The organism is Ruegeria sp. CDSA193 (genome assembly GCF_059611885.1).
Genome location: NZ_JBXWPN010000002.1, coordinates 411,760 through 435,672, shown reverse-complemented (window position 1 = coordinate 435,672; position 23,913 = coordinate 411,760). Strand labels below are relative to the sequence as shown.

At 52.8% G+C, this 23,913-nt stretch carries 21 protein-coding genes; 14 read left to right on the top strand and 7 right to left on the bottom strand.

The window, feature by feature from the left end; all coding sequences use genetic code 11:
* Positions 1-657: 657 nt before the first annotated feature.
* The 8 genes from AC2FLG_RS05020 (at position 658) to AC2FLG_RS04985 (ending at position 9,690) form a co-directional block, all read left to right on the top strand.
* A complete protein-coding gene (locus AC2FLG_RS05020; protein ID WP_496697165.1) occupies positions 658-2,322 on the top strand; it encodes an aromatic/alkene/methane monooxygenase hydroxylase/oxygenase subunit alpha in 1,665 nt (554 codons plus the stop codon).
* 89 nt (positions 2,323-2,411) lie between these two features.
* Complete coding sequence (locus AC2FLG_RS05015; protein WP_496703029.1) at positions 2,412-3,470, top strand: NADH:ubiquinone reductase (Na(+)-transporting) subunit F; 1,059 nt, start codon at positions 2,412-2,414, stop codon at positions 3,468-3,470.
* A gap of 51 nt (positions 3,471-3,521) precedes the next feature.
* The gene (locus AC2FLG_RS05010; RefSeq protein WP_496697161.1) at positions 3,522-4,586 is read left to right on the top strand and encodes an aromatic/alkene monooxygenase hydroxylase subunit beta; all 1,065 of its coding nucleotides are present in this window, start codon (positions 3,522-3,524) and stop codon (positions 4,584-4,586) included.
* Between the two features lie 18 nt (positions 4,587-4,604).
* Complete coding sequence (locus AC2FLG_RS05005; RefSeq protein ID WP_496697160.1) at positions 4,605-4,976, top strand: MmoB/DmpM family protein; 372 nt, start codon at positions 4,605-4,607, stop codon at positions 4,974-4,976.
* Between the two features lie 87 nt (positions 4,977-5,063).
* On the top strand, positions 5,064-6,086 hold the full coding sequence (locus AC2FLG_RS05000; protein ID WP_496697158.1) for an amidohydrolase family protein: 1,023 nt from the start codon (positions 5,064-5,066) through the stop codon (positions 6,084-6,086).
* A gap of 4 nt (positions 6,087-6,090) precedes the next feature.
* Entirely contained in the window at positions 6,091-6,894 is an 804-nt protein-coding gene (locus AC2FLG_RS04995; protein WP_496705254.1) for an iron-sulfur cluster assembly protein, read from the top strand.
* A gap of 66 nt (positions 6,895-6,960) precedes the next feature.
* Positions 6,961-8,598 carry a molecular chaperone GroEL gene (locus tag AC2FLG_RS04990; protein WP_496705253.1) on the top strand — a complete coding sequence of 546 codons (1,638 nt, stop codon included), beginning with the start codon at positions 6,961-6,963 and terminating at the stop codon, positions 8,596-8,598.
* Positions 8,599-8,646: 48 nt separating this feature from the next.
* Positions 8,647-9,690 (top strand): NAD(P)-dependent alcohol dehydrogenase, encoded by a 1,044-nt coding sequence (locus tag AC2FLG_RS04985; protein WP_496697152.1) that lies wholly within the window; start codon positions 8,647-8,649, stop codon positions 9,688-9,690.
* A 101-nt stretch (positions 9,691-9,791) separates the two neighbouring features.
* On the opposite strand, the gene AC2FLG_RS04980 is transcribed toward AC2FLG_RS04985, so the two are convergent.
* From AC2FLG_RS04980 to AC2FLG_RS04955, 6 genes are all read right to left on the bottom strand, one after another.
* Positions 9,792-11,735 (bottom strand): sigma-54-dependent Fis family transcriptional regulator, encoded by a 1,944-nt coding sequence (locus AC2FLG_RS04980; RefSeq protein WP_496697150.1) that lies wholly within the window; start codon positions 11,733-11,735, stop codon positions 9,792-9,794.
* Between the two features lie 143 nt (positions 11,736-11,878).
* The gene (locus AC2FLG_RS04975) at positions 11,879-12,361 is read right to left on the bottom strand and encodes a hypothetical protein (protein ID WP_496705251.1); all 483 of its coding nucleotides are present in this window, start codon (positions 12,359-12,361) and stop codon (positions 11,879-11,881) included.
* Between the two features lie 301 nt (positions 12,362-12,662).
* Positions 12,663-14,234 carry a GMC family oxidoreductase gene (locus AC2FLG_RS04970; protein WP_496705249.1) on the bottom strand — a complete coding sequence of 524 codons (1,572 nt, stop codon included), beginning with the start codon at positions 14,232-14,234 and terminating at the stop codon, positions 12,663-12,665.
* A gap of 16 nt (positions 14,235-14,250) precedes the next feature.
* On the bottom strand, positions 14,251-14,775 hold the full coding sequence (locus AC2FLG_RS04965) for a twin-arginine translocation signal domain-containing protein (RefSeq protein ID WP_496702048.1): 525 nt from the start codon (positions 14,773-14,775) through the stop codon (positions 14,251-14,253).
* Between the two features lie 18 nt (positions 14,776-14,793).
* Positions 14,794-15,189, bottom strand: a complete 396-nt coding sequence (locus AC2FLG_RS04960; protein WP_496705248.1) for a VOC family protein — start codon at positions 15,187-15,189, stop codon at positions 14,794-14,796.
* Positions 15,190-15,299: 110 nt separating this feature from the next.
* Positions 15,300-15,593, bottom strand: coding sequence for a ribbon-helix-helix domain-containing protein (locus AC2FLG_RS04955; RefSeq protein WP_496697140.1), 294 nt, complete (start codon positions 15,591-15,593; stop codon positions 15,300-15,302).
* 500 nt (positions 15,594-16,093) lie between these two features.
* Between AC2FLG_RS04955 and AC2FLG_RS04950 the strand changes: the two genes are divergently transcribed.
* From AC2FLG_RS04950 to AC2FLG_RS04940, 3 genes are read left to right on the top strand one after another with little or no spacing between them, the layout of a single operon-like run.
* Positions 16,094-17,083: a TRAP transporter substrate-binding protein gene (locus AC2FLG_RS04950; protein WP_496705246.1), complete on the top strand. Its 990-nt coding sequence runs from the start codon at positions 16,094-16,096 to the stop codon at positions 17,081-17,083.
* A 5-nt stretch (positions 17,084-17,088) separates the two neighbouring features.
* Positions 17,089-17,568 carry a TRAP transporter small permease gene (locus tag AC2FLG_RS04945; protein ID WP_496705244.1) on the top strand — a complete coding sequence of 160 codons (480 nt, stop codon included), beginning with the start codon at positions 17,089-17,091 and terminating at the stop codon, positions 17,566-17,568.
* Between the two features lie 4 nt (positions 17,569-17,572).
* Positions 17,573-18,862: a TRAP transporter large permease gene (locus AC2FLG_RS04940; RefSeq protein WP_496705242.1), complete on the top strand. Its 1,290-nt coding sequence runs from the start codon at positions 17,573-17,575 to the stop codon at positions 18,860-18,862.
* 17 nt (positions 18,863-18,879) lie between these two features.
* Here the strand turns inward: AC2FLG_RS04940 and AC2FLG_RS04935 are convergent, their stop codons facing one another.
* Positions 18,880-19,518, bottom strand: a complete 639-nt coding sequence (locus AC2FLG_RS04935) for a TetR/AcrR family transcriptional regulator (protein ID WP_496705241.1) — start codon at positions 19,516-19,518, stop codon at positions 18,880-18,882.
* A gap of 331 nt (positions 19,519-19,849) precedes the next feature.
* On the opposite strand from AC2FLG_RS04935, the gene mhpA reads away from it, so the two are divergent.
* From mhpA to AC2FLG_RS04920, 3 genes are read left to right on the top strand one after another with little or no spacing between them, the layout of a single operon-like run.
* Positions 19,850-21,496 (top strand): bifunctional 3-(3-hydroxy-phenyl)propionate/3-hydroxycinnamic acid hydroxylase MhpA, encoded by a 1,647-nt coding sequence (mhpA, locus tag AC2FLG_RS04930; RefSeq protein WP_496703048.1) that lies wholly within the window; start codon positions 19,850-19,852, stop codon positions 21,494-21,496.
* 11 nt (positions 21,497-21,507) lie between these two features.
* Positions 21,508-22,566, top strand: coding sequence for a maleylacetate reductase (locus tag AC2FLG_RS04925; protein ID WP_496705239.1), 1,059 nt, complete (start codon positions 21,508-21,510; stop codon positions 22,564-22,566).
* A gap of 41 nt (positions 22,567-22,607) precedes the next feature.
* The gene (locus AC2FLG_RS04920) at positions 22,608-23,873 is read left to right on the top strand and encodes an ABC transporter substrate-binding protein (protein ID WP_496702034.1); all 1,266 of its coding nucleotides are present in this window, start codon (positions 22,608-22,610) and stop codon (positions 23,871-23,873) included.
* The last annotated feature ends 40 nt before the right edge of the window (positions 23,874-23,913 follow it).

Here is a 23,913-nt window from a genome sequence, read left to right as displayed (position 1 = left end):
ATTTGCGCTCCTGTAGATGCACTCTGAAAGTGGCGCGTGGTCCGGAACAGGTTCAACGCAGCACAGAGTGTGTGTCGTCAATTCGAGCAAAGAAGCCTCTGAAGTCGGAATATAAGCGCAGAAAAAATACATGTTACCGTGCGTGCGGCCTAATCGTAACGCTAAGTGTAAATAGTGGTGTGAACGTAAAGTTTGTAAAGCAACGTGACAGTTTTGACAGGATTCTGGAACTGTCAAAACACGATCTCTTCACTGCATGTGTGAACGAAGTAGAATTTTTAGAAATAAAATAAACATATAAAACAATATGTTAGATAAAATACTCTGCTTTTCCAAGCCAAAATACCACCCAAATCCAAAATCTGGCATGCCCCTTGCATGTAATTAGGCATAACGCCGCGTTCCCGTTCAAACGGGGACCATCAAGAACGAAGGACCAGGGAGGGTTCGGCCAAAGAAGTGAGTGCCCGCCGATGAATTCGGCAGGAACTGACGCGCAGCGCCGAGCATACATTCCGAAACCTTTGCCGTGATCCGAACGACTGGATCAACTGACCGTGCCTCTTGGCTCTGTTCAGTGATCGGGTCGAAGAAACGGCAGCATGCGCTGTCTCCAACCGACCGAGAAATTGGTCAGCAACAAAGGAGTCTCATGGCATGGCGATTACGCTAAATAAAATTACCTCTCAGAGAGGAATCTCGGTAGGGGAGGCCACCAAGAAGATTTCGGACCTGGGTTGGAATCCAACCTATGTTCAGGAAGCGAATACTTTCCCCACAGACTATAAGATCACCAAAGCGCCGCGCGACCCGATGAAGCAGGTTCTGCGCTCTTACTTCCCGATGGAAGAAGAGAAAGACAACCGGGTATACGGTGCGCTCGACGCTGCGCTGCGTGGTGACATGTTCCGCAACGTTGAACCGCGCTGGATCGAATGGATGAAGCTGTTCCTGGCGATCATTCCGTTCCCGGAAATTTCGGCTGCGCGTTCGATGGCCATGGTGGCTCGTCTGGCGCCGGGTGAAGACCTGCGCACGGGTTTCACCATGCAGATGGTTGATGAATTCCGTCACTCCACAATTCAGATGAACCTGAAAAAGTGGTACATGGAAAACTACATCGATCCGGCTGGTTTCGACATCACCGAAGAAGCCTTTGGTAAGTGTTATGCCACCACCATTGGCCGTCAATTCGGCGAAGGGTTCATCACCGGCGACACAATGACCGCCGCATGCATGTATCTGACCGTTGTTGCTGAAACCGCGTTTACGAACACTCTCTTTGTGGCAATGCCTTCAGAGGCCGCCCGCAATGGCGATTATGCTTTGCCAACTGTGTTCCTGTCGGTTCAGTCTGACGAAAGTCGTCACATCGGTAACGGTCACTCGCTTCTGATGGCGGCCCTGAAAGAGCCAGAGAACCATCTGCTTTTGGAACGCGACCTGCGGTACTCCTTCTGGCAGAACCACGCCATCGTTGATGCGGCGATCGGTACGTTCATCGAATATGGCACCACCAACCGCGACAAGGAAAAGGAATCCTATGCGGAGATGTGGCATCGCTGGATCTTTGAAGACTACTACCGGACCTACATGCTGCCGCTCGAGAAATACGGCGTAAAAGTACATCACGACGATGTGCAGGAAGCCTGGAAGCGGATCACCGAGAAGAACTATGTGCACAAAGTTGCTCAGTTCTTCGCAGTCGGTTGGCCGGTGAACTTCTGGCGGATTGAAGCTCAGACCGAGAAAGATTTTGAGTGGTTTGAGCACAAGTATCCGGGTTGGTATGCCGAGTTTGGTGACTTCTGGAAATGGTATGCCAAGTTGAGCGTTCCGGGCCAGAAAGTCATCACCTTCAACGAAGAAGTTGGCTATGTTTATCCGCATCGCTGCTGGTCGTGCCTGGTGCCGTGCCTGATCCGCGAAGACATGGTTGTCGACGAAATCGACGGTCAGCTGCACACCTTTGCACATGAGCTTGATCGCTGGACCGCTGTTGAAGCGTTCGCAGACGAATACCAGGGTCGGCCAACGCCGGCGATGGGCAAGTTCTCGGGCAAACGTGAGTGGGAAACTGTTTACGACGGTTGGGATCTGGCGGATGCCATCAAAGACCTCAACTTCGTTCGTGAAGACGGTAAGACACTGGTGCCGCAGCCGCATCTGCGCTTTGACAACAAGGATATGTGGACGCTGGACGATGTTCGCGGTCATACCCTTGGCTCGCCGCTTAATGCACTGCGTGGCATGTCGGACGGTGAGCGTGAAGCACATCTGGCCGAGTACCGTGCTGGTTTCACCATCACACCCTTCAACTAAAGCAATCTTTTGCAAGGGCCTTGATTGGCCCTTGCATACAGGAAGGTCCGAATTCCGCGCGTGATTTCGGGACACAGGAGACTCGACTAATGGGTGAAATATACAGGGTTCGTTTTGAGCCGGTTGGCTTGGAAATAGAGGTTGAAGAGGATGAAACCATTCTCGATGCCGCTTTCCGCCAAGGCATAGCTCTGCCGCATGGATGCAAAGAAGGCCAGTGTTCGGCTTGCAAATGTGTCCAGTTGGATGGCGAAACCGAAATGCTCAAGTATTCAACCTTCGCACTCAATGACTTTGAGAAGGAAAGTGGACACGTTCTGATGTGCAGAACTGTGGCGTATAGCGACGTCGAAATTGAACTCCTGAACTATGACGAGGAGGTTTTATCGAAATCCATTCCGGTCAAAGAATTCAATGGCCGAATTGTCGATTTCCAAAAGCTGACCCATGACATTCGCGGTGTTGATATTGAAATTGATACACCGCTCAAATTTTGGGCGGGGCAATATGTCGACATCACGGTTACCACCGAAAAAGGGGAGAAGATTACACGCTCGTTCTCCATGGCAAATTCGCCGAGCGAAGCCCAGAAACTCTCCTTCATCATCAAAAAATACCCAGACGGGAGGTTCTCAAACGAGCTCGACGCAGGGGGGATCAAAAAAGGCGCCACCGTCGAAATCAGCGGACCGTACGGAATGTGTTTCCGACGGGAAGGCCGACAAGGACCGGTGATCCTGGTCGGGGCGGGTTCCGGCATGTCGCCGGTCTGGTCAATACTGCATGATCAACTCAGCAGTGGCGAAGATCGCGATATTTATTTCTTTTACGGGGCTCGCACGCAAGAGGATCTGTTCAAGCTGGACGAGATCGCAGAGATCACTGGCGCCAATGCGAATGTGAAATTCATCCCAGTGTTAAGCCACGCAGATGATGACGATAACTGGACGGGTGCCAGGGGCTTCGTTCACGAGATCGTGGACGAATATCTAAAGGAATTGGACGTCGATGGAGAAGGCGATGTTTACGCCTGCGGCCCCCCTCCCATGATCGATGCACTGACGCCGGCGCTGTTCATGAACGACTTCGATGGCGAGCGCGTTTTTTACGACAAATTCACACCGACTTCCGGTTCATCGACCCACTGATGCTGGGTTGATCGCTAGTCATGTGAATGAAACACAACAAGGGAGGCTACCATGGTAGCTACATCAAGTTCCGTTGGATCCGGTGCCGCAGGCGCTGCAACGTTCGTCGGATCGACCAGCCGCAAATACAACTATTTTGAACCACGCGGCAAACGTGCCACGCATTACGAAGACGTAACTGTCGACGTGCAACCAGATCCCGAACGCTATCTGATCCAAAACTGGATCATCGAGTTCGAAGGGGGCAAAGGCGGCGGTGCCTATCAAAAGGACAATACAGCTGCGCTGAGTTCAAACTGGCACGCCTTCCGAGCCCCTGATCAGGAATGGGAGCGCACGCATTATCAGCGCCAGTCCAAAATCTGTTCAATGGTAAAATCGGTTGTCGACAATGCGCGCAAGGCAGGGGCCCACAAGTCTTTTGACAAGGCTTGGGAGCGTATCCTGCAAACTCATTTGGGTGCCTGGAAACATGCAGAGTTTGGTCTTGGCACATCTCTGATGCAAGCCCAGCGGTATGGCTATACTCAGATGATCAACAACGCCACGTTGACCAACTCGTCCTACAAAATGCGGTTGTGCCAGGACATCACGTTGTATCTGGCCGAGATCGGAATGGATATCGAAGGTTGGAACGATGAACTGGGCAAGAAAGCCTGGCTGGAAGATCCAATGTGGCAACCGTGCCGCGAGGCGATCGAAACCATCATGGGGTCGGAAGACTACCTTGAGCAATATTTCGCGATCAATCTGATCTTTGAACCGCTGGTTGGCGAGCTTTTCCGGTCGGGTTTCCTGATGCAGGCCGCCGCTGCGAACAATGACTTCATCACGCCGCCAGTTATCTCGGCCGCCGAGGCCGATTATGAGCGCAACCTCGCGAACACAATCGACCTTATGTACCTGCTGGCAAACGATGAAGAGCATGGTGCGCATAACAAGGCATTGTTCCAAACTTGGATCAAGAAACATGCTGATCTGGCTGACAAAGCCGTACTGGCGTTGCAACCAGTCTGGTCACAGCCGCATTCCAAGCCCGTTGCTTTCGAAGATGTCAAAGCCGTCTCGCAAGAGCGTCTTGGCCAAATCCTGTCTGAACTTGGCCTGAGCCGCTAACCCAAAGGAGAATTTACGATGTCGAGTACAGCACGCGACGCTTCAAAACAAAACATCTTCAAGCCGATGAACGAAATCAAGTTTGAACAGACCATTTCGCACCAGTGCGGTGTGACCATGAATGACTCTGTTGAAGCCCGGGCGATTGCCGAGTTCATGGGCGAAGATCCCAAAGTCACAGTAACCCACAACCCTGCGACCATCCGTGTCGACGGCGAGGGCAAACTGGTTTTCAAAATGGATGAGATCAGTGAATTTCTGGGTCGCGAAATGACTGCGGAAACTTTCGAAGTCAACACGTCCACTCATTATGGCCGGATGGTCCGGGTCGATGACAACACCGTCGTCCTGTTTGGAAACATGGACGACGTCTTCGAATATATCGAGTGACAAAATCGATGTGCGAACCCGGCTTTGCTCGGGTTCGCATTCCCAAACTTCACGGCGTGAAAATTCAGACTACCTGAGGAGGAATCGATGTTTAAAACCAAAGATGGCAAAGAAATATTCGTGGTCGACGGTCACACTCATTTTTGGGACGGCAGCCCGGAAAACCAGAGCAATATTCACGGTAAGCAGTTCATTGACTGCTTTTATGCTTACCACACCAACCTAAGCCCGCCGGAACAGCTGTGGGAAAAAGGACGGTTCGAAAAGTACTCGGAAGACGATGTCTATCGGGATCTGTTCATCGATGGGCCTGATGATGTGGCGATCATCCAGTCGACATATCTGCGCGACTTCTACAAGAATGGTTTTTCTAGCATTGAGCGCAGCAGCTCAATGGCCTCGCGCCATCCTGAGCGCTTTATCGTGAACGGGTCATTCGATCCGAGAGACGGTGAGAAAGCGCTGGAATACATCCATTACATGAAGGAAAACTTCGATATCCAAGGTGTCAAAATGTACACCGCTGAATGGAACGGAGAAAGCAAAGGTTGGGCCCTCAATGACCCTGCCGCTTACAAGTGCTTTGAACTGTGCGACAAGCTGGGTATCAAGAATATCCATGTTCACAAAGGTCCGACCATCATTCCGCTCAGCATGGATGCGTTTGACGTTCGTGATGTGGATTACGCCGCTACCGATTTCCAGAATCTGAACTGGATAATTGAGCATTGCGGATTGCCGCGCTTGGATGATTTCTGCTGGATTGCGACGCAGGAAACCAATGTCTACGGCGGTCTTGCCGTTGCCATGCCGTTCATTTTTACCCGTCCCAGGTATTTCGGTGAAGTGATGGCGGAACTGCTGTTCTGGATCGGCGAGGATAAGATCCTGTTCGGCTCGGACTATGCAATCTGGACCCCTCAATGGCTTGTTGAGCAATTCTGGGAGTATCAGATCCCTGAAGACATCGCCAAAGAACGCGGCGTTCAACTGACCGATGAGATCAAAGAAAAGATCCTGGGTCTGAATGCAGCAGCACTTTACGATATCGATGTCGAAGCTAAGAAGGCTGAGCTTAGCGCATCACCAGTGCAGATCGCGGCGGAGTAAGCCGATGTTTTTGGAGATGCACAAAGATGAGCTGGAGTTGGAGATTTGGCAACGTCTCGATCTGGTCACGGATCCTGAGTTGGACGAACCGATCACCGATATGGGGTTTGTCGAACTTGTTGACGTGAACATCGATTCAAAACTTGTAGAGGTCGAATTTCGGCTCCCGACCTATTGGTGCTCTCCAAATTTTGCCTTTCTCATGGCGTTTGATATTCGTCATGAGCTTGGCAAGCTGAGTTGGGTTCGTCAGGTGAGAGTCACCCTTAATGATCACTGTTTTGCAGATCGAGTGAATGACGGCGTTAACGGTGAGAAAGACTTCACCGAAGTGTTCGCTGAATATTGTAATGGTGATGATCTCAATTCAATCCGTGCGAAGTTTCTGGAGAAGGCATTTATACGCCGTCAGGAAACCGTATTGCTTGGGTTGGAAGCCAAAGGTTTTTCAGGGCCCAAGATCGTCAACATGACACTTTCAGAATTTGACGCCATCGAGTTTTCCGGCGGTGAGGAGTCCAAGCAGAAACCGCGTTACCGCGAATTGCTGCTGTCCCAAAACTTGGCAAAATCAGCAGAAGATCCGGCTTTTGTCACTTGGGAAGGTGACCGTCTAACAGCGACTGGATTGCGCGACTACCTGGGTAAGCTCAGGGGTGTTCGTATCAACATGGAGTTCAACGGCGCGCTATGTCGGGGGCTCCAATCCACACGGTACAAGGAGGTTGAAATTGGTGAAGATGGACCGACATTGATCGATTTCATTCAGAACCGGGTGCCACCAAGAGTTTCTGAAGCCCGCAGCTAAAAACGTTTCACGCGTAACCGTCAACATAAGAAGCCATCGGTTCTAAGCCGATGGAAGGGAGAAGTCATGGCAAAACTACTGATACACAACGGAACAGCACGGCGGGCGCTCGCCAAGGGTGTTTCCAAACTGGCCGCGGCAGTGGAGCCGACCCTTGGTCCCAAGGGGCTGAACGCGATGATTGACCGGCCCGTCGGCACCCCTTTGGTGACCCGGGACGGTGTATCCATCGCATCCGAAATTGAGTTGTCCGACCGGTTTGAAAACATGGGTGCCCAAGTGGTCCGTGAAGTGTCGATGCAGACCAATGAAGTCGCGGGCGACGGTACGACCACTGCAATAGTTCTGGCCAATGCGTTGATCCAGAAAGGCGTCGAATTGACCGCCGAGGGTGTCAAACCCGTGGATTTGTGCAAAGGCATAGAGCTGGCTGTACACAAAATCATCAACGCGCTGGATGAGGCATCGCGATCCTGCGACGACAACCCCAGCTATCTGGAATCCGTCGCGCGGGTGTCCGCAACAGAACCTGAACTGGGATCGTTGGTTGCCGAAGCTTTCAAACGTGTAGGGAAAGAGGGTGTAATCACTGCCGATTTCGGGGTGACGATCGACACAACGCTTGAGGTGGTCGAGGGTATGTCCTTCGAGCGGGGCTATATCTCACATCATATGGTGACGGACCGTGAAAACATGGAAGCGGTCCTGGAGAATCCGCTGATTTTGATGACGGATCAAAAAATCCTGCGTCCTGAGATTCTGGATAATGCAAGACGCATTGCCGACGAACAGAAGCGACCTTTGTTGGTGATCGCTGAAGAAATTGCGCCAGAAGTCGTGATCTCGTTGATGGACAATGACGGTGCGGGCAAATACCTGATTGTGCACCCTCCCGAGTATGGTCACTGGCGCGCCGCGATGATGGATGATCTTGCGATCATGACCGGCGGTGAAGTGCTTGCGCGTGACCTTGGCAAAAAGATCGAAAACGTCACGTTGGCACAATTAGGTGGTGCTCAAAAGGCGCGGGTTACATCCTCTCTGACCAGCATTCTGAAGGGTGACGGTGACCCGGCTGCAGTGCGCGCTCGACGCGCGCAGGTGCAGCGCCAGCATGACGCCGCTCCGCCGAATATTGAGCAGGACAAGTTGCGTGAGCGTGTGTCCAAACTATCCGGCGGAACTGCTGTTATCTATGCCGGTGGTTTCACACCTGTTGAACAAAAGCGCAAAATTCAGTTGATCGAGGACTCCCTCTGTGCGGTTCGCGCGGCCTCTGAAGATGGGGTCGTCGCAGGTGGTGGAACGGCGCTTGCTCAGATTGGCTCGGTCCTGGAAGGCATCGTTTCGGCGAATGACGGCGATGTCAGCAAAGGTGTTGAATTGGTTCGCTCGGTTCTGACCCGTCCAGTCGAACGGATCGCCAGCAACGCCGGCGCGGATCCGAATGCAGTGATTGCATCCATTACGGCCGGTCCAAGAGGGCACGGTTTTGATGCGTCAAAGGGCGAGTTCCGAGACATGTTTGAAGCAGGAATAATCGATCCCGTTCGTGTCACTGCCAGTGCCTTGGTCAATGCGACATCAGTGGCAACGCTGATTCTGACCACTGAAACACTGGTCGGTGACCTGTCAGAAGGTGAAGCCGATCCGACCGAAGGCCCGGCCCTGGGTGGCGGTGCCGAATTGTTGGGCCGCCCGTAACCTATCGCTTTTGAAGACCCGAAAATAAGTTAAGAAAAGGAATGAAACATGAAAGCCGCACGCTTGTATGATTACGATCCGGCCATGAATGTTCAGCTAAAGATCGAAGAGGTCGCTGCCCCAACGGTAAATTCTCCGGATGAGGTGATTGTGAAAGTCGGTGCCGCAGGTTTGTGCCGTACTGATTTGCACATCATTGAAGGCGTCTGGAAAGATATCATGGATGTCGAAGGTAGCCTTTTGCCTTACATTATGGGCCATGAGAATGCCGGTTGGGTGGAAGATGTTGGCAGCAACGTGACCTCTGTCAAACCCGGTGATGCGGTGATTTGCCATCCACATCGCAGTTGCGGGATCTGTTTAAACTGTCGGTATGGCCACGATATGTATTGTGATCATGGCTTGTTTCCCGGCCTCGGTCTGGACGGCGGATTTGCAGAGTATTTCGTTACAAACGAGAGCTCATTGATCAAGTTGAACACCAATGTGACTCCGTTGGAAGTTGCCCCTATGGCTGATGCGGGCATTACTGCATATCGCGCTGCAAAGCGTGCGGCCGAACTGGTTTACCCAGGCGCATATGTCACTGTTCTGGGCGTTGGTGGCCTAGGGCATATTGCGATTCAGTGTTTGAAGAACCTGTGCGGCGCCCGAGTTATCGCAGTAGACCGTGAGCCAGGCGCGCAGGTTCTGGCCAAGGAACTCGGCGCCGACATTGTTCTTGATGGTGGTCCGGATCTGATTGAACAAGTCATGGATGTCACTGGCGGTGGTAGCCATGTTGTCATCGACTTTGTCGGCGAGCTTGGCGTCGAGAACATTTGCTGGAAGCTTTTGCGGCAAGGCGGCGAACTGATCGTTGTGGGTTATGGTGGTAAGATCGAGATCCCGACTGTCGACCTGGTAGTCAATGAGATCAAAATTGGCGGTAGCCTGGTTGGAGACTATACCGAACTTGTAGAGTTGATGGAGCTGAATGCCGATGGGTTGGTGAAGATGCACCAGACTGAGTATTCGCTTGATAACATCAATCAAGCGATTGACGATTTCAAAAACCGCAAGTTCACGGGACGCGCTGTCATCGTTCCTTAGAGTCGCGAATAACAGCCTAATTAGGGAACCTGTTCTGTCCGTCTCCCCATGGAAAATCGGTCCCTAAATGCGGCGGCAGATTTGATCTGTCGCCGCATCTATTATTTCCCGCGGCCAAGACCGTACAGGTTTATCTTCCGGTACAAAGTTGGGCGCGAAATTCCGAGTGATTGAGCCACCTTCGTCAGGTTCCCATTTTCCTGTTCAATGGCACGTTGGATGGCTTCGGATTCGATTCCATGCAGATTGAAATTGGTGGATACATTCCGGGGTGTATTCCCAAACATGCTGTCGCTTGGTTCGGGGCTGGAAATCTCTTCGGGTAGATCGGCGAAAGATACCCTTGCGGTACCGTGCAACAGGCAAAGCCGTTCGACTATGTTGCGCAATTCACGGACATTTCCAGGCCAATGATAGCTTTGAAGAGCGGCCATGGCATCTTGATCAAATTGCAGCGGTTCACGATCAAAATTCGCCGACAGTTTTTGATTGAAATGTTCAGTCAGCAAGACGATGTCCCGCCCACGTTCACGCAGTGGAGGTACATCGATGACTATGGTGCCAATTCGATAGAAAAGATCCCTGCGGAACCGGCCGGCTTCGATGTCCTGCCGAAGGTTTCTGTTTGTCACCGCCACCAGTTGAACGTCAATCGGACGGCGTTTGTCACAGCCAATTCGATAAAGCGCCCTCTGCTCTAGCGTGCGCAGCAGATATGTTTGCAGCTCGGGTGGCATATCACCAACTTCGTCCAGGCAAAGGACACCGCCATTTGCCAGCTCAAACTTTCCGGGCCGACCTTCACGTAAGGCACCGGTAAAGGCCCCGGCAACATGGCCGAACAGTTCACCCCCGATAAGTTCACCCGAAATCGCTGCACAGTTGACGGCAATGAAGGGGGCTTTTTTATCGGCGTGATGGCTGTGGATGAGACGGGCGAACAGTTCTTTTCCAACGCCTGTTTCGCCCTGAACAAGAACCGTGACGTTTGCCTTTGCGGCCCGGTGGGCGAATTCGATAGCTTCCAACATCTTAGGACATTCGCCGAGAATTTGGATCTCGTCTTCTTCAACGCCATGCCGTGGCCGAATGGTGATCCCCGTGGAACGTGTAGGTGTCGGGGATGTTCTTTTTTCTGGAAGTATCAGTGCCGCGCCTTGAATCTGCGTTCCGGACTTAAGAATATCTATCTCAATTCCGCTAAGTGAAGATGGTAATGCTGCGACCAGATCCCCGTCCGTCATATCTGGCGTCCAGGACAAAAGCTGTTTTCCGATCGGTAGGCCGCCAGTTTTCAGAATAGGTTCAACCTCGGTATTTCGACTAAAAACAATCCGGCCGGTTGAATCCAGCAAGACGACAGTGTCGTCTGTGCTGCGCGGCTTTTGCAAATCGATAAATGCCTCAAGCAAATTGGTTCGTTCTTCCCTTTGTTGTTCTGCCAGAGCGATTTCAATTTCTTTTGCGGCGGCCACAACCAGCGCTAAATTATGGGGGCGAAAAATATCCAGTGGTCCCGACAGATCGACGACCCCTAAGACTTGCCGGTCAAGCGGATCAAAGATCGGAACACCGGCACAGGTCCAGGATTTGATGCCCTGACAGAAGTGTTCTGACGCGTGCACATAGGTTGGTTTTCCTGTGCGCAAAGCTGTGCCGATACCGTTTGTGCCAATGACATTTTCGTCCCAGACACCGCCTACTTCCAGTTGGATATCACGCCCTTCGTCCAGGGTTTTATCATCACCAATGGCATCGATTATTGTTCCGTTTCGGTCGGTCAAAAGAAGGACAGCACCGGACTCTGACAAATGGGGGCCAAGCCGCAAAAAAGCCGAGCGCGCAGCACGGCATAAAGAAGCGTTTTTCCGCTTCAATTCGTCTACGCGTTCGTCGCCAATTTTTTGCGGTGTGCCCGCCGGCGTCAGTGCGTTGATGCCTAAATCTGTGCACCTCGTCCACGAGTCCAGAATTTCCCGTCTTACGGTTTTCTCGACTTCTTCGGACTTTCGCCCAGTGTCGACGAAAGCTTCCCAAGCGTTCATTGTCGCTCTTTGGTCGCTGTCGTTGCTGACTTGCGTGAGGGGGGTTTTGGGGAAGGTGGAGGATCTGTTTCGCATGTTTTTCTTTCACTGACACCACCTCTAATAGATAGGCGGTTCAAAAAACGGCTACTTCTGGGATGGCCTCAAAGTTCGAGACGACGTGTTATGACATCTGCGAGCTTTTCCTTTATTTCATCAGACTCGATTACGATGTTGTTCAGGTCGCTCAAAACCTCTGTGACATCATCGGGGAGTGGAGATACAAACCCATTTTCTTTGGTCGCCAGAGCAAAGAACTTTACGCCATCATTTACGCGTATTTGTCCTAGGAACTCCATTTGTTTACCAGAGTTCGCATCCATAACAAAAACACGTTCATTTGTACTGATGCGAACGACGGGATTTAGTTCCGAGGGCGCAGATGGACCGCCAAAGACATGGATGTTCAGGCCCTCCGGCTCTGGTTCTTTTTTGGCGTTTGCCATGGCAGCGCGGGAGCGAGAGTATCCGCCGCCGCTGATTTGATCTGCTAATCGACGAATGGTTGCGCCGTTCCCTTGCAGAAGGCGCCTTGCGTCTTGGTCTTCACGGCGCGGGCCGTCTTTTTTCGAGAAAATATCAACCATGCCTAATCTCGCAGTTCCCTGTTTGTTCGGTTCGCCAAAAAAACAACGGGGCAACAACCGTGACAAAAAGCGATATGTTTGTCCGCGTGCTATTTTGGCTTTTTATTATGTATCTTAAACTAGCGATTTCAGCCTTCTGAGTCTAGGCTGAGCACCGAATACAACGATGAAATGCCCTTAAAAACATGGGCTCTGGCATAGTTTTTCTTGTATCTTCAAAATCCAGCGGATTCACGCTGAAATAATGCGATCCAAATATAATGTTTTGGTGCCCGGATTGCCCGGGCACGCAAATAAAGTTTCAGAGGTTACCCGCTGACATTTGTTCGGCAAGGTGGTCGGCTTGACGGATGGCAAGAGCCACAATGGTCAGTGTCGGGTTCTCGGCAGCGCCGGTTGTGAACTGCGAACCATCCGAGATGAAGAGGTTGGAAATGTCATGGGTCTGGCCCCATTTATTCACCACGCCGTCCCGCGGATTCTCGGACATTCGATTTGTCCCGAGGTTATGGGTGGAGGGGTAAGGTGGCGTCGGGAAGACCCGTGTCGCACCAACCGCTTCATAGACAGCAGCGCCTTGCGCATAGGCGTGATTACGCATTGCAATGTCATTTGAGTGATCATCGAAATGTACATTCACGACTGGCAGTCCATGCTGGTCTTTCACTTCGTGGTTGAGCGTAACGCGGTTTGTTTCTTGTGGCATGTCTTCGCCAACGATCCACATACCGGCCATATTCTCGTATGAATCCAAAGCTGATGTGAATTCACGCCCCCAAGCGCCCGGATCCAAGAAGGCCGCCATGAATGGCAACCCAAGAGCCAGAGTTTCAAGTTCATAACCGCCGACAAAACCGCGACTTGGATCATGACGTGATTCATCTTGGATGATCCCTGCCATCGTGGTGCCGCGCCACATTTTCACGGGTTGATCGAAGACAGCATAGACCGAACCGGTCATGTGACGCATATAGTTCCGCCCAACCTGGCCAGAGCTGTTTGCCAAACCGTCAGGGAACATCGAAGAGGCAGAGTTCAAAAGCATTCTCGGGCTTTCGAACGAGTTGCCCGCAACACAAACTACACGGGCCTGTTGCATCTGAAGATTGCCATCTTTGTCGAAGTATTCGACGCCGGTGACTTTGCCTTCATCATTGTGCAGGATGCGTGCGACATGGGAGTTTTCGCGCACCTCTAGGTTGCCGGTGGCCTCGCCTGCAGGGATATCAGTGTACGCTGCGGACCATTTCGCACCCCACTTACATCCTTGAAAACAAAACCCGGTTTGTTGGCAGGCCAGGCGATCTTCGGTTTCGGCAGAGTTGATTGCCATACGACCGGTATTAACCTGCTCATACCCAAGCGCCTTTGCGCCTTTTTCGAAGACGAGATAGTTGTTGTTTCCCGGCAAGCCGGCACGATCTCCGGTTCGGGTCACACCCAGTTTGTTTTCGGCTTTGGTATAGTAATCATCCATCTCGCGCGGGTCGATGGGCCAGTCCAATAGGTTTGCGCCCTGAACGTCACCATAGGTCGTCGCGGCCTTCCATTCGTGGTCCTGAAAGCGCAGCGACGCTCCGGCCCAATGCGTTGTGGTGCCGCCAACGGCCTTGACGATCCAGGCAGGCAGGCCAGAAAAATCCTTTGCAACACGCCAGTCACCCGATGTCGTTCGAGGGTCGACCCAGGCAAGCTGGCCGAAACTTTCCCATTCGTCATTTACATAATCTTCTGGCAGGTATCGCCCGCCAGCTTCGAGCGCGACAACACTAATGCCTTTCTGCGCCAATTCGTTTGACAGAACGCCGCCGCCAGCGCCGGTTCCAATTACGACAACAACGCTGTCGTCGGTGAGATCAAAAGGTGCCGTCATGGTGCCATCTCTCCCTTTAAAGCCAGTTGATGTCGTTGAAGCCTCGGTCGATGTACCCCCCGAACTCGAAAGAGGAGCCCTCATACCCAAAAATTGGCCAAACGGCTTTTTGGTTGTAAAGGCCGGTCACAAGACCACCGCGAACTGTCTGGAAAAACGGGCTATCTTCCATGCTGCGCAGAATATCGACGCGATCTCGTTCCCAGCCGGTGCCCAGGTAGCTGTCATATCCCTTGCCCTGTGCAGCCGCGTTCAGGGCGTCAATACCGGCCTCGACAGATGCTGCGGCTTCGTCGGTGTCATATCCTTTGACCGCGATCACGTAGAATTCGTCACCCACTTTGTCGTGCGGGTAGATATCGCGTGCCATCTGAACCAGCGTTGCAAATGTCTCGGGCTTTAGAACTGACGTTTCGACGGCCCAGGCTGCGTTTGGTGCGGCGATGAATGTTGCACCGACGACGAAGGACGCGCCTATTGCTGTCGCATTGGACAAAAGCTGTCGACGTGTCAGTCCCTTCCGGCGTTTTAAACTCTCCATCTTTTCCTCCCTTTGATTTTACTGAAAGCGACCAGACCGTTCGAGAACTTCAATCTCATAGCCATCCGGGTCGGTGACAAAGAAGAAGCGGCCGACAAGTCTGCCGTCCGGGGCAAACTCAACGAGCTTACGTGGAGATAACCCTTCGCGTTCGAACCGCGCATGTTCTTCATCAAGGTTATCGACAGACACCGCAAAATGGCCGTAGCCATTTCCCAGCTCATAGGCTTCGGTCTGGCCTTTGTTGATGGTCAGTTCCAGCTCGAAACTACTTTCAGAGTTGCTGAGATAAACGAGCGTAAAATTCTCGAAATCAAGACGATCGGCAACTTTGAGGCCGAATGCTGTGCCGTAGAAGCTGACGGATCGTGCCTCGTTCAGAACACGTATCATCGAGTGTATTGCTTTTGCCAAAGCCCGCTTCCCCCTTCTGTTGTGACAGAAGCAGTCTACAGACCATCATTGGCTAGGCAGGTAGTATAGGCTTACTACCCTGCAGAATTTATATTCTAAGAACTCCGAGGTTATTCCGCGGCTACCGCTGGCTGTTCATCATGGGTAGAAATCTCCATGAATTTCAAACAGGCACAACGTAAAAGCGACGTAAAATTAACGGGTTCTCCGCGAAGCTCCAGAACTTCGCTATGCAGCTTCGAGATGAAAACCGGTGTCGTCATCCCGTCATTATCCGCAATCGTATCAATGACTTGCCAAAATGCATTTTCGAGCCTGATGCTCGTGCTTTGGCCATTAATACGAATGCGCCGCGTTGCGCTCGCATAACGTTCCGGGTCTTGACCGGCAAATACCTGGCACATGCGCATTCTCCCTTCGGTTTCTTTTCTAGTCTGCACAAAAACCGAAGTTTTGCATCTTTTTTGACAAGCGCGATGCGTCATCCTGGCCAGGATGACCGACCTAAGGCGGATTTCTCAGGTTAGATTGAGTGCCTTGTCCTCGCTCACTAGGTTTGGGAGCTGTCTCGGGATTTCCATTGCGGCAACCTCTTAGTAGTTTTCTGAAACATATCCTATAGGATATTAATGGGGCAAAAACTATGTATTTCACACAATGTTTTCTACGACATTAGGCTACAATCGTTAGCCGAATTGGGGGCCGTTTTGGCTAATAGGTTCGAAATGCAGACCAACGCTATCGATGTGCCGTCAGCTTGCAAGGCTTGCGACATCTCTGATGCGCTCAATGTGAATTCTGAGATCGGCCCCGGAAACAACCGCGCCAATGGCTGTCCAGTTTAGAGAGATGCCGATTGGATTAATTCAGGGTTGTTTGAAACCGAAGACGGAGGGGAAAACTCATGGGAATGCTTGCGAGATTGATGAACGGTACTATTGCATCACTGACATTAAGCGCAGGCGCTGCATATGCAGCAGATGTCACACTTTTGTTAGGTCATACCGCACCAACAAATTCGGTGTTTCAGGAAAGCGCCGAGATTTTTGCCGAGTCACTGGACACCCTATCCGGCGGAACGGTTGCCGTGGATATTGTCGGCGGCGGCGCAATGGGGGGTATTCCGGATCACTGGGCTCAACTGCGGGCCGGTGATCTGGATCTGCATCTGTTTGAACTTGTCGGCGTCAGCTTCATGAAGGAAGCGTCGGACTTTTCAGTGCTCTTCGCGCCTTATCTGTTTGAAGATCAAGCGCATCTACACCGGTTTACAGAAAGCGAGCTGTTCAAGGCCATGATGGACCGCGCTGACACTGCGACCGGAATTCATTATGTCGGGTATGTTGGCGATCGCTATCCACGTGCGGTTTCCACCCGTGATATTGAAGTTGTCAAACCCGAAGACCTTTCGGGCCAAAGGGTGCGTGTAGCCATGCACCCGGCCATCGTAGCGACCTACGAAGCGTTTGGTGCGGTGCCGACACCGATCCCGTCGCCCGAACTTATGATCGCTTTAAAAACCGGAACGGTAGATGGTCAAGATCAAGGTCTCGTAGATTACCTTGACGCGGGCTATGATGAGGCCAGTCCCTATTACGCGCCAATCAATACCGTCCATGCCGGCATGGGGCTTTGGATGTCAGGTGGAAAGTGGGACACACTTACAGAGGAGCAAAAGGGTTGGGTGACCGAAGCCGCAACTGTCACTTCTACGACTATAAACGCGGCCGGAGAAGCCCGGATGGAGGCCGCTCAGGCGCTTGCGGCGGAGCGTGGTGTCACGATTTCGACGCCGGATATTGAGGCCTTTCAGGAGGCCATAGCCCCAGTCATCGAAAAACTTGACGGAGAGATGTGGCCCGCTGGGTTGTACGACCAGATCAAAGGTCTCTGAGGTTCATGTTGCACGTCGTTGATTGGTCTAGACAGATCGACACCTCCCTTACATGGTTTTTGCGGGCTGTGCTGGGGGGGCTTTTGGTCGGGTTGGTGTTGCTGGAGTCTACGCAGGTCATTCTGCGCTACTTTTTTGCGCTGGGGTTGCCTTGGGCAAGAGATGTTTCAACAATCGGGTTGATGTGGTTGGCTTGGCTTGGCGCCCCGCTGTTGTGGATGAAACGTTCGCATATATCCGTCGATTTCATACCTGTGCCAAACATCCGGTCCCTGCGCAGGGTAGGGCAAATTGTTTTACAGCTTTCCATGGCGGTGAGCGGTGGATTCCTGTTGTATCACGCGTCTGAGGCTGCAGCCCGCTATGCGCAGATTGATCTGACATCAATACCTGGCGCGCATGCGAACCAGAAGTTCTTTCCAGTGATGGTGGGGTCGTTTTTACTGATCTTGGTCAGTATCACGGCACTCGTTCAAAAGGACTGAAGCCGTGTTAGAGACTGCGTTTACCGTAGCCGTAATGATTGTCCTGATGCTGCTACGGTTTCCGGTGTTTTATGCGATGGCACTTTCGGTCGTAGCTTTTGCGTTTGTCTATGCACCGATCATGCGCCCCTCGGTCGTGGTGCAGGGATTGGTTCAGGGCCTCGACAATTCCGCCTTTACGGCGCTGGTCTACTTCATGGCTGTTGGCACAATCATGAACGCCGGAGGCATGAGTGCGCGATTGCTGGATCTCGCCCGGACTCTGTTGGCGCATATCCGGGGTGGATTGAGCCATGCCAATATCGGGTCGAGCATGATTTTCGCCGGTATCTCAGGCTCTGCCATAGCTGATGTCGCCGCAGTTGGATCAGTAATGATCCCCGCAATGAAACGCGATGGGTATAGCCCTGCCTACGCGGCGGCGGTGACTGCAGCCTCTGCGACCATCGGAATTGTCATTCCCCCCTCAATTCCGATGGTCGTTCTTGCGCTGTTTACGGGTGCAGATATCACGCGACTTTTCGTGGCTGCGATTTTGCCCGGGATTCTCATGGGGATTTTCCTTTTGGGCGTATCGATCGTCGTTTCGATCAAGCGCGGATATCCCGCTCAGCGTTGGCAGGGCTGGCGTGCGGTTTGGGTCGCATTGCGGCGCAGTATCCTTGCGCTGATCCTGCCAGTTGTCGTCATTGGAGGGATGGTATCTGGCTTCGCAACTGTTTCAGAAATTGGTTCGATTGCCGTACTGTATTCGATAATTGTCTCACTTCTCATTTATCGCGAGACGACGCTGCGCAGCTTTTGTGCGGCGCTTGGGGATGCGGCGATTGACAGCGCCAAGGTCCTGATCATCGTCAGTGTGTCCGGTGCATTCATCTGGATCACCGCACGCATGGGGGTTGGGGCGCAATTCGTTTCAATGGTGAATGGGATTCAGCCCACTCCGACAATGTTTTTGGCGCTTGTGGCGGTTTTTATGCTGATTCTGGGGACGGTACTGGACCCGGTGATCATCACAATCGTTGTGGCCCCGATTGTGGCACCTACAGCGATCATGGCGGGGGTGGATATAGTTCAGTTTGGACTTGTGGTGGTCCTGGCCGGTGCGATTGGTCTGGTTACTCCACCGGTTGGCATTTTGCTGTTCGTGACCGCTGCCCAGTCTGGTGCCAGAGTTGGTCAGGTCGTGCGTGAAGCCGGAGTGTTCCTAATCGCATTGGCTGTCTTGCTGGCCCTGGTCGTGTTCTTCCCTGCGTTGACCTTGTGGCTGCCGAACCTCATGCTTGGGCAGTAGGCGCTGAAGCGTAGGTGCTATTGACCACTGATTTCCGGACGTGGACGCGCAGCCAGCTCAACCGCTGCATTCTTGCCAATTCCCGTCATGCACAAAAGTTGGGTGATGATTTGGCTCTTGCTGCTGTGAGGGACATTGTCATTGGTTATCGCAAGGGCGGCACCAATCAGGGCATGTGTGGTCAACCTCCAGACCAGCTCGGCATCAGAGACCTGAAATCGACCGGCCTGTGAGGCCCGCCTCAAGTCGCGAATGGCGAAGGGACCCATCATCCGGAACATCGTGTCTGATATGACCTCAGATCTGTGCAAAAGCTGTTTCCAGTGCGTGTCGCCTGTTGCTGTATCGAGCACGGTTCTAATGCCAAAGGCGTAGACCTGGGCGGGGTCGTCGAACGTGTCCGTGACCTCTTCGATCCTCAACGCCAGATCATGCATCAGGGTTTCCAGAACGGCGATTGCCAATTCGTCTTTCGATTTGAAATAGCTATAGACCGTACCAGCGCCGACATCTGCCTTTTCGGCAATCTCCAACATGGTCGCGGCATCGACGCCGCGCTCGGACATGATTTCACGAGCAGCCCCAATCAGCGCCTGTTTATTTCGACGCTGACGCTTTGCAACTCGGCCCTCTTTAACGGGGATCGTTTCGCTCATTTTGAGTTCCGCCTGACAATAATCGAATCATATTCAATTTTGAATTTTGCCACAACTTCTTTCACAACCATTGGGAAAGTTGAAGCCTATGGATTGCTTCTGACGGATTTTCGGATCTCACCGTAAAACGGCGGAATGCGATCATAACTTACGATAAACAAACGATAATATTTCACACCTTCAGTGGAAAGAGTGGCATCCAATAGCGAATAGTATCCAAACTTGACGAACATTCGAAAACGATCTAGCGTCAAGAAGAGGTAACTTTTTGGCCGTACCAGCCCGTTTAAGGGCGCTGGTTGAACGGCTAAGGGCTTAGGAGGAAACAAAGATGACCCATCCCGCGACCAACAGCGATTTCGATACTGATGTTGCAATTGTAGGTGCTGGTCCGGTTGGCACCATGCTGGCCATTCTGCTGGGCCAGAAGGGGAAGAAGGTCACTCTGGTTGAGCGGTGGTCCACGCATTACGGCCTGCCGCGTGCGGTTACATACGACCACGAGATTGCCCGCATTCTGGCGTCCCTTGGAATCGATTCTGAAACCGATTCAGCGATCAACTGTCATGATGAGTTGTATTACTGGCGCAACCGGGATGGTCAGAACCTGCAGATTGTTGACTGGCAGAGCCAATCAGCCAGCGGCTGGCGCGTGCGTTACTGGTTCAACCAGCCGCTGCTTGAAAAGCGCTTGCTGAAGATTGCCGGTGAAATCCCCGACGTAACAATCTTGCGCGGTTGGGACGGCGTTGCTCTGGATCAGGATAGCACTGGCGTGTCGCTGTCGCTTAAGCAAAACCCAGAAGAATTTGGGCCCGACGGAGAACGCAAAGTCATTCGCGCAAAATTCGCCGTTGGAACCGATGGCGCGAACAGTTTCGTGCGCGAAAGCTTAGGTATCGAGAACGAAGACAAGGGTTACTTCTTCGATTGGCTCATCCTGGATATGGTCCCGCAGTTCGACTATTGCGCTTCACGCCCGGAAGATCCGGCGCAGTGGCAGCTGTGCGATCCAAAACGCCCAACAACGATTGTGCCAGGCGGTCCTGGCCCTGTCGAAGGTGGCCCGGATCGCCGACGTTGGGAATTCATGGTTCTCCCTGGTGAGTCCGTGGAAGAAGTTCAGAAAGAGGAAAATGCCTGGAGGTTGTTGAAGCCCTGGGGGCTGACCCCGGAAAACTCTGAATTGGAACGCGCTGCAGTCTATCGCTTTCAGGCCCGCTGGGCCAAGAAATGGCATAGCGGCCGGTGCCTCATCGGCGGTGACGCTGCACACCTGATGCCGCCTTTTGCTGGCGAAGGGATGTGCGCTGGTTTGCGCGATGCAGTGGCGATGGGCTGGCGTCTGAATGCCATTCTTGAGGGTAAGACCGGGATTGAAGTGCTGGAAAGCTACTCCTCAGAACGCATTGAGCACGCCAAACACTACATCAACTTCAGCCAGGAGCTGGGCAGCATCATCTGTATCAGTGATGAGAAGGAAGCGATTGACCGCGACGCGCGTATGATCGCCGATCTGAAACATCGGAACAATCAGCCGGTACCGACAGATATCTGCCATCTGGGCGAGGGTGTCTGGTGTGATGAAAGCGCTCATGCCGGTGAACTTTCTGTGCAAGGCGTTGTCGAATACAATGGAAACAACGGTCGCTTTGACCAGGCCGTTGGTCGGGGTTGGGTTCTGATCGGTTATGAGGCGGACCCGATTGCAGCATTGACTGAAACCCAGCGTGAGCAACTAGGAAAATTGGAAGGCTTCGGCGTTCAGATTGGTGCACCAGGCGGTCAGCATGATGTTGTCGACACCGAAGGGACCTATAAGGCCTGGTTGGAAGACATCGACGCGAAATATGTCTTGGTACGTCCTGATTTTTACGTGGCTATTACTGCCAACACACCGGAAAATCTCCAATCTCGTTTTGACAAGGTCATGTCAGCATTGCACCTGGATACGGCCGTTGCCGTAGCCGCTGAGTGAGGTTGGGCGCCATGTTTTCAGGGTTTACCTACAACGCAAATCCAGCGCGGATCGTATTCGGGCTGGGAGCATCGACCAATGTCGCGGCAGAAGTTAGCAGCCTGGGCTGTAGCCGGGCACTGGTTTTGTCGACGCCATTTCAGGCGAATGACGCTGAAAAACTGGCTGCGGATCTGGGCTCACTTGCCGTTGGGGTGTTCTCACAGGCGGCCATGCATACGCCTGTGGATGTTACTGAGAAAGCCATGGCTGCCTATGAAGCAGCGAATGCTGACTGTGTTATTGCCTTGGGCGGAGGGTCCACTATCGGCCTCGGCAAGGCAATCGCCTATCGCAATGATACCCCTCAGGTCGTGATTGCAACCACTTACGCGGGATCAGAGGTCACGCCGATCCTCGGGCAGACTGAAAATGGACTGAAGACAACTGTCCGTCACGCCAAGATCCTGCCCGAAGTTGTGATTTATGATCCCGAATTGACCGTGGGTCTGCCCGTAGGCATGAGCGTAACGTCGGGGCTGAATGCGATGGCGCATGCGGTCGAGGCTGTTTACTCTGAAAACCGCAACCCGGTGACCTCGCTTATGGCAGCGGAAGGTGTTCGCGCGCTACGAGACGCTCTGCCCGGCATTGTGGAGAACCCAAAAAACATCGAAGCACGCAGCGAAGCACTGTATGGTGCCTGGCTTTGTGGCGCGGTCCTGGGGACTGTGGGCATGGCTTTGCACCACAAGATTTGCCACACACTGGGCGGGACATTTGATCTGCCGCATGCGGAAACGCACGCGATCATGTTGCCACACTCAGCCGCATATAACGCGCCTGCTGCGGTTGATGAGATGCAACCGATCGCCGATCTGTTCGGTGGTTCTATTGGCGGAGGATTGTGGGATTTTGCGAAATCTCTGAATGCCCCGCTGGCACTGCGCGATTTGAATGTCAAAGCAGTCGATCTGGACCTCGCGACCGAGATTGCGACCCAGAATCCTTATTGGAATCCACGCCCAATAGAACGTCAGGCTATCAGGGAATTGCTGCAGCAGGCCTTTGAAGGTCGCCGACCAGAGTAACAGCCTGAAATACCGTCAAATGCATCAGGGAGGAAACCAACATGCTGACACGACGCACACTTCTGAAAACAGGCGCGGCCGCCGGGGCCACCGCCTTGGCGATGCCAGCCCTGGCCCAGAACGGAACGGTTAAGATTGGATATGTCAGCCCGCAGTCCGGCCCGCTCAGCGCATTTTCCGAGGCTGACAATTATGTCATCGAACAATTCATCAAGAACAGTGCCGCAAGCGGTCTGAATGTTGAAGTGATCGTCAAGGACAGCCAATCCAATCCCAACCGTGCGGCCGAAGTTGCGCGCGAATTGATTGTCCGCGATGAGGTCAATCTGATCTGTGTCGCATCGACACCTGAAACTACAAACCCTGTCTGCACCATTGCAGAAGCCGAAGAAATCCCGGTGATTTCTTCTGTGGCTCCGTGGCAGCCGTGGTTCATCGGTCAGCAAGGCAATCCGGGTGATCCGTCCAGCTGGCAGGAATTCGACTATGTCTACCACTTCTTCTGGGGGCTGGAAGACAACGTGTCCGTGTTCCTGAACATGTGGAACAGCATTGAAAGCAACAAGGTACTAGGGGCGCTGTGGCCCAATGATGGGGACGGGAACGCCTGGGCAAGTGATGTTGGCATGCCACCGGCTGCAGCGGCTGCAGGATATCAGCTGATCGATCCGGGTCGGTACCAAAACCTGACCGATGATTTCAGCGCGCAGATCAACGCTTATAAAAATGCGAACGCGGAAATTTTTACGGGCATTCCGATCCCTCCGGATTTCACCACGTTTTGGACTCAGGCGAAACAGCAGGGCTATAATCCAAAGATGGCTTCGATCGCCAAGGCATTGTTGTTCCCCGAAAGCGTTCAGCAACTTGGCGATCTCGGGAACAACTTGACCTGCGAAGTCTACTGGACACCTTCGTTCCCCTTCAAATCGTCACTGACTGGTGAAACCAGTGCTGAGCTGGCCGCCGGTTTCGAAACAGCGGCTAAGCGCAAATGGACGCAACCCGTCGGCTTTACACACGCCCTTTTCGAAGTTGCGGCCAGCGCAATTCAGCGCACCGAAGACCCAACAGACGGAGATGCATTGGCTGAAGCGATTGCCAGCACCGATTTGGAAACAGTGGTTGGCCATATCGGTTGGGGCAAAGACAACCTGCCACCATTTGCGCAGAAAAACGTGGCCAAGACACCCCTGGTCGGTGGCCAGTGGCGCCGCCAGGACAGTGGTGATTTCGAACTTCTGATCGTTGAGAACAGCAACGCGCCCGAGATCCCGCTCGACGGTACGCTCGAAACCCTCAACTAGCGCCTTTGAGCATCGGGCCAATCGGGCCCGGTGCCAATTC

What these genes read in the sequence shown, in the direction of transcription:
- AC2FLG_RS05020 (WP_496697165.1), top strand. Translation starts at nt 658, where the DNA reads ATGGCGATTACGCTAAATAAAATTACCTCTCAGAGAGGAATCTCGGTA.
- AC2FLG_RS05015 (WP_496703029.1), top strand. Translation starts at nt 2,412, where the DNA reads ATGGGTGAAATATACAGGGTTCGTTTTGAGCCGGTTGGCTTGGAAATA.
- AC2FLG_RS05010 (WP_496697161.1), top strand. Translation starts at nt 3,522, where the DNA reads ATGGTAGCTACATCAAGTTCCGTTGGATCCGGTGCCGCAGGCGCTGCA.
- AC2FLG_RS05005 (WP_496697160.1), top strand. Translation starts at nt 4,605, where the DNA reads ATGTCGAGTACAGCACGCGACGCTTCAAAACAAAACATCTTCAAGCCG.
- AC2FLG_RS05000 (WP_496697158.1), top strand. Translation starts at nt 5,064, where the DNA reads ATGTTTAAAACCAAAGATGGCAAAGAAATATTCGTGGTCGACGGTCAC.
- AC2FLG_RS04995 (WP_496705254.1), top strand. Translation starts at nt 6,091, where the DNA reads ATGTTTTTGGAGATGCACAAAGATGAGCTGGAGTTGGAGATTTGGCAA.
- AC2FLG_RS04990 (WP_496705253.1), top strand. Translation starts at nt 6,961, where the DNA reads ATGGCAAAACTACTGATACACAACGGAACAGCACGGCGGGCGCTCGCC.
- AC2FLG_RS04985 (WP_496697152.1), top strand. Translation starts at nt 8,647, where the DNA reads ATGAAAGCCGCACGCTTGTATGATTACGATCCGGCCATGAATGTTCAG.
- AC2FLG_RS04980 (WP_496697150.1), bottom strand. Translation starts at nt 11,735, where the DNA reads ATGAACGCTTGGGAAGCTTTCGTCGACACTGGGCGAAAGTCCGAAGAA.
- AC2FLG_RS04975 (WP_496705251.1), bottom strand. Translation starts at nt 12,361, where the DNA reads ATGGTTGATATTTTCTCGAAAAAAGACGGCCCGCGCCGTGAAGACCAA.
- AC2FLG_RS04970 (WP_496705249.1), bottom strand. Translation starts at nt 14,234, where the DNA reads ATGACGGCACCTTTTGATCTCACCGACGACAGCGTTGTTGTCGTAATT.
- AC2FLG_RS04965 (WP_496702048.1), bottom strand. Translation starts at nt 14,775, where the DNA reads ATGGAGAGTTTAAAACGCCGGAAGGGACTGACACGTCGACAGCTTTTG.
- AC2FLG_RS04955 (WP_496697140.1), bottom strand. Translation starts at nt 15,593, where the DNA reads ATGTGCCAGGTATTTGCCGGTCAAGACCCGGAACGTTATGCGAGCGCA.
- AC2FLG_RS04950 (WP_496705246.1), top strand. Translation starts at nt 16,094, where the DNA reads ATGGGAATGCTTGCGAGATTGATGAACGGTACTATTGCATCACTGACA.
- AC2FLG_RS04945 (WP_496705244.1), top strand. Translation starts at nt 17,089, where the DNA reads ATGTTGCACGTCGTTGATTGGTCTAGACAGATCGACACCTCCCTTACA.
- AC2FLG_RS04935 (WP_496705241.1), bottom strand. Translation starts at nt 19,518, where the DNA reads ATGAGCGAAACGATCCCCGTTAAAGAGGGCCGAGTTGCAAAGCGTCAG.
- mhpA (WP_496703048.1), top strand. Translation starts at nt 19,850, where the DNA reads ATGACCCATCCCGCGACCAACAGCGATTTCGATACTGATGTTGCAATT.
- AC2FLG_RS04925 (WP_496705239.1), top strand. Translation starts at nt 21,508, where the DNA reads ATGTTTTCAGGGTTTACCTACAACGCAAATCCAGCGCGGATCGTATTC.
- AC2FLG_RS04920 (WP_496702034.1), top strand. Translation starts at nt 22,608, where the DNA reads ATGCTGACACGACGCACACTTCTGAAAACAGGCGCGGCCGCCGGGGCC.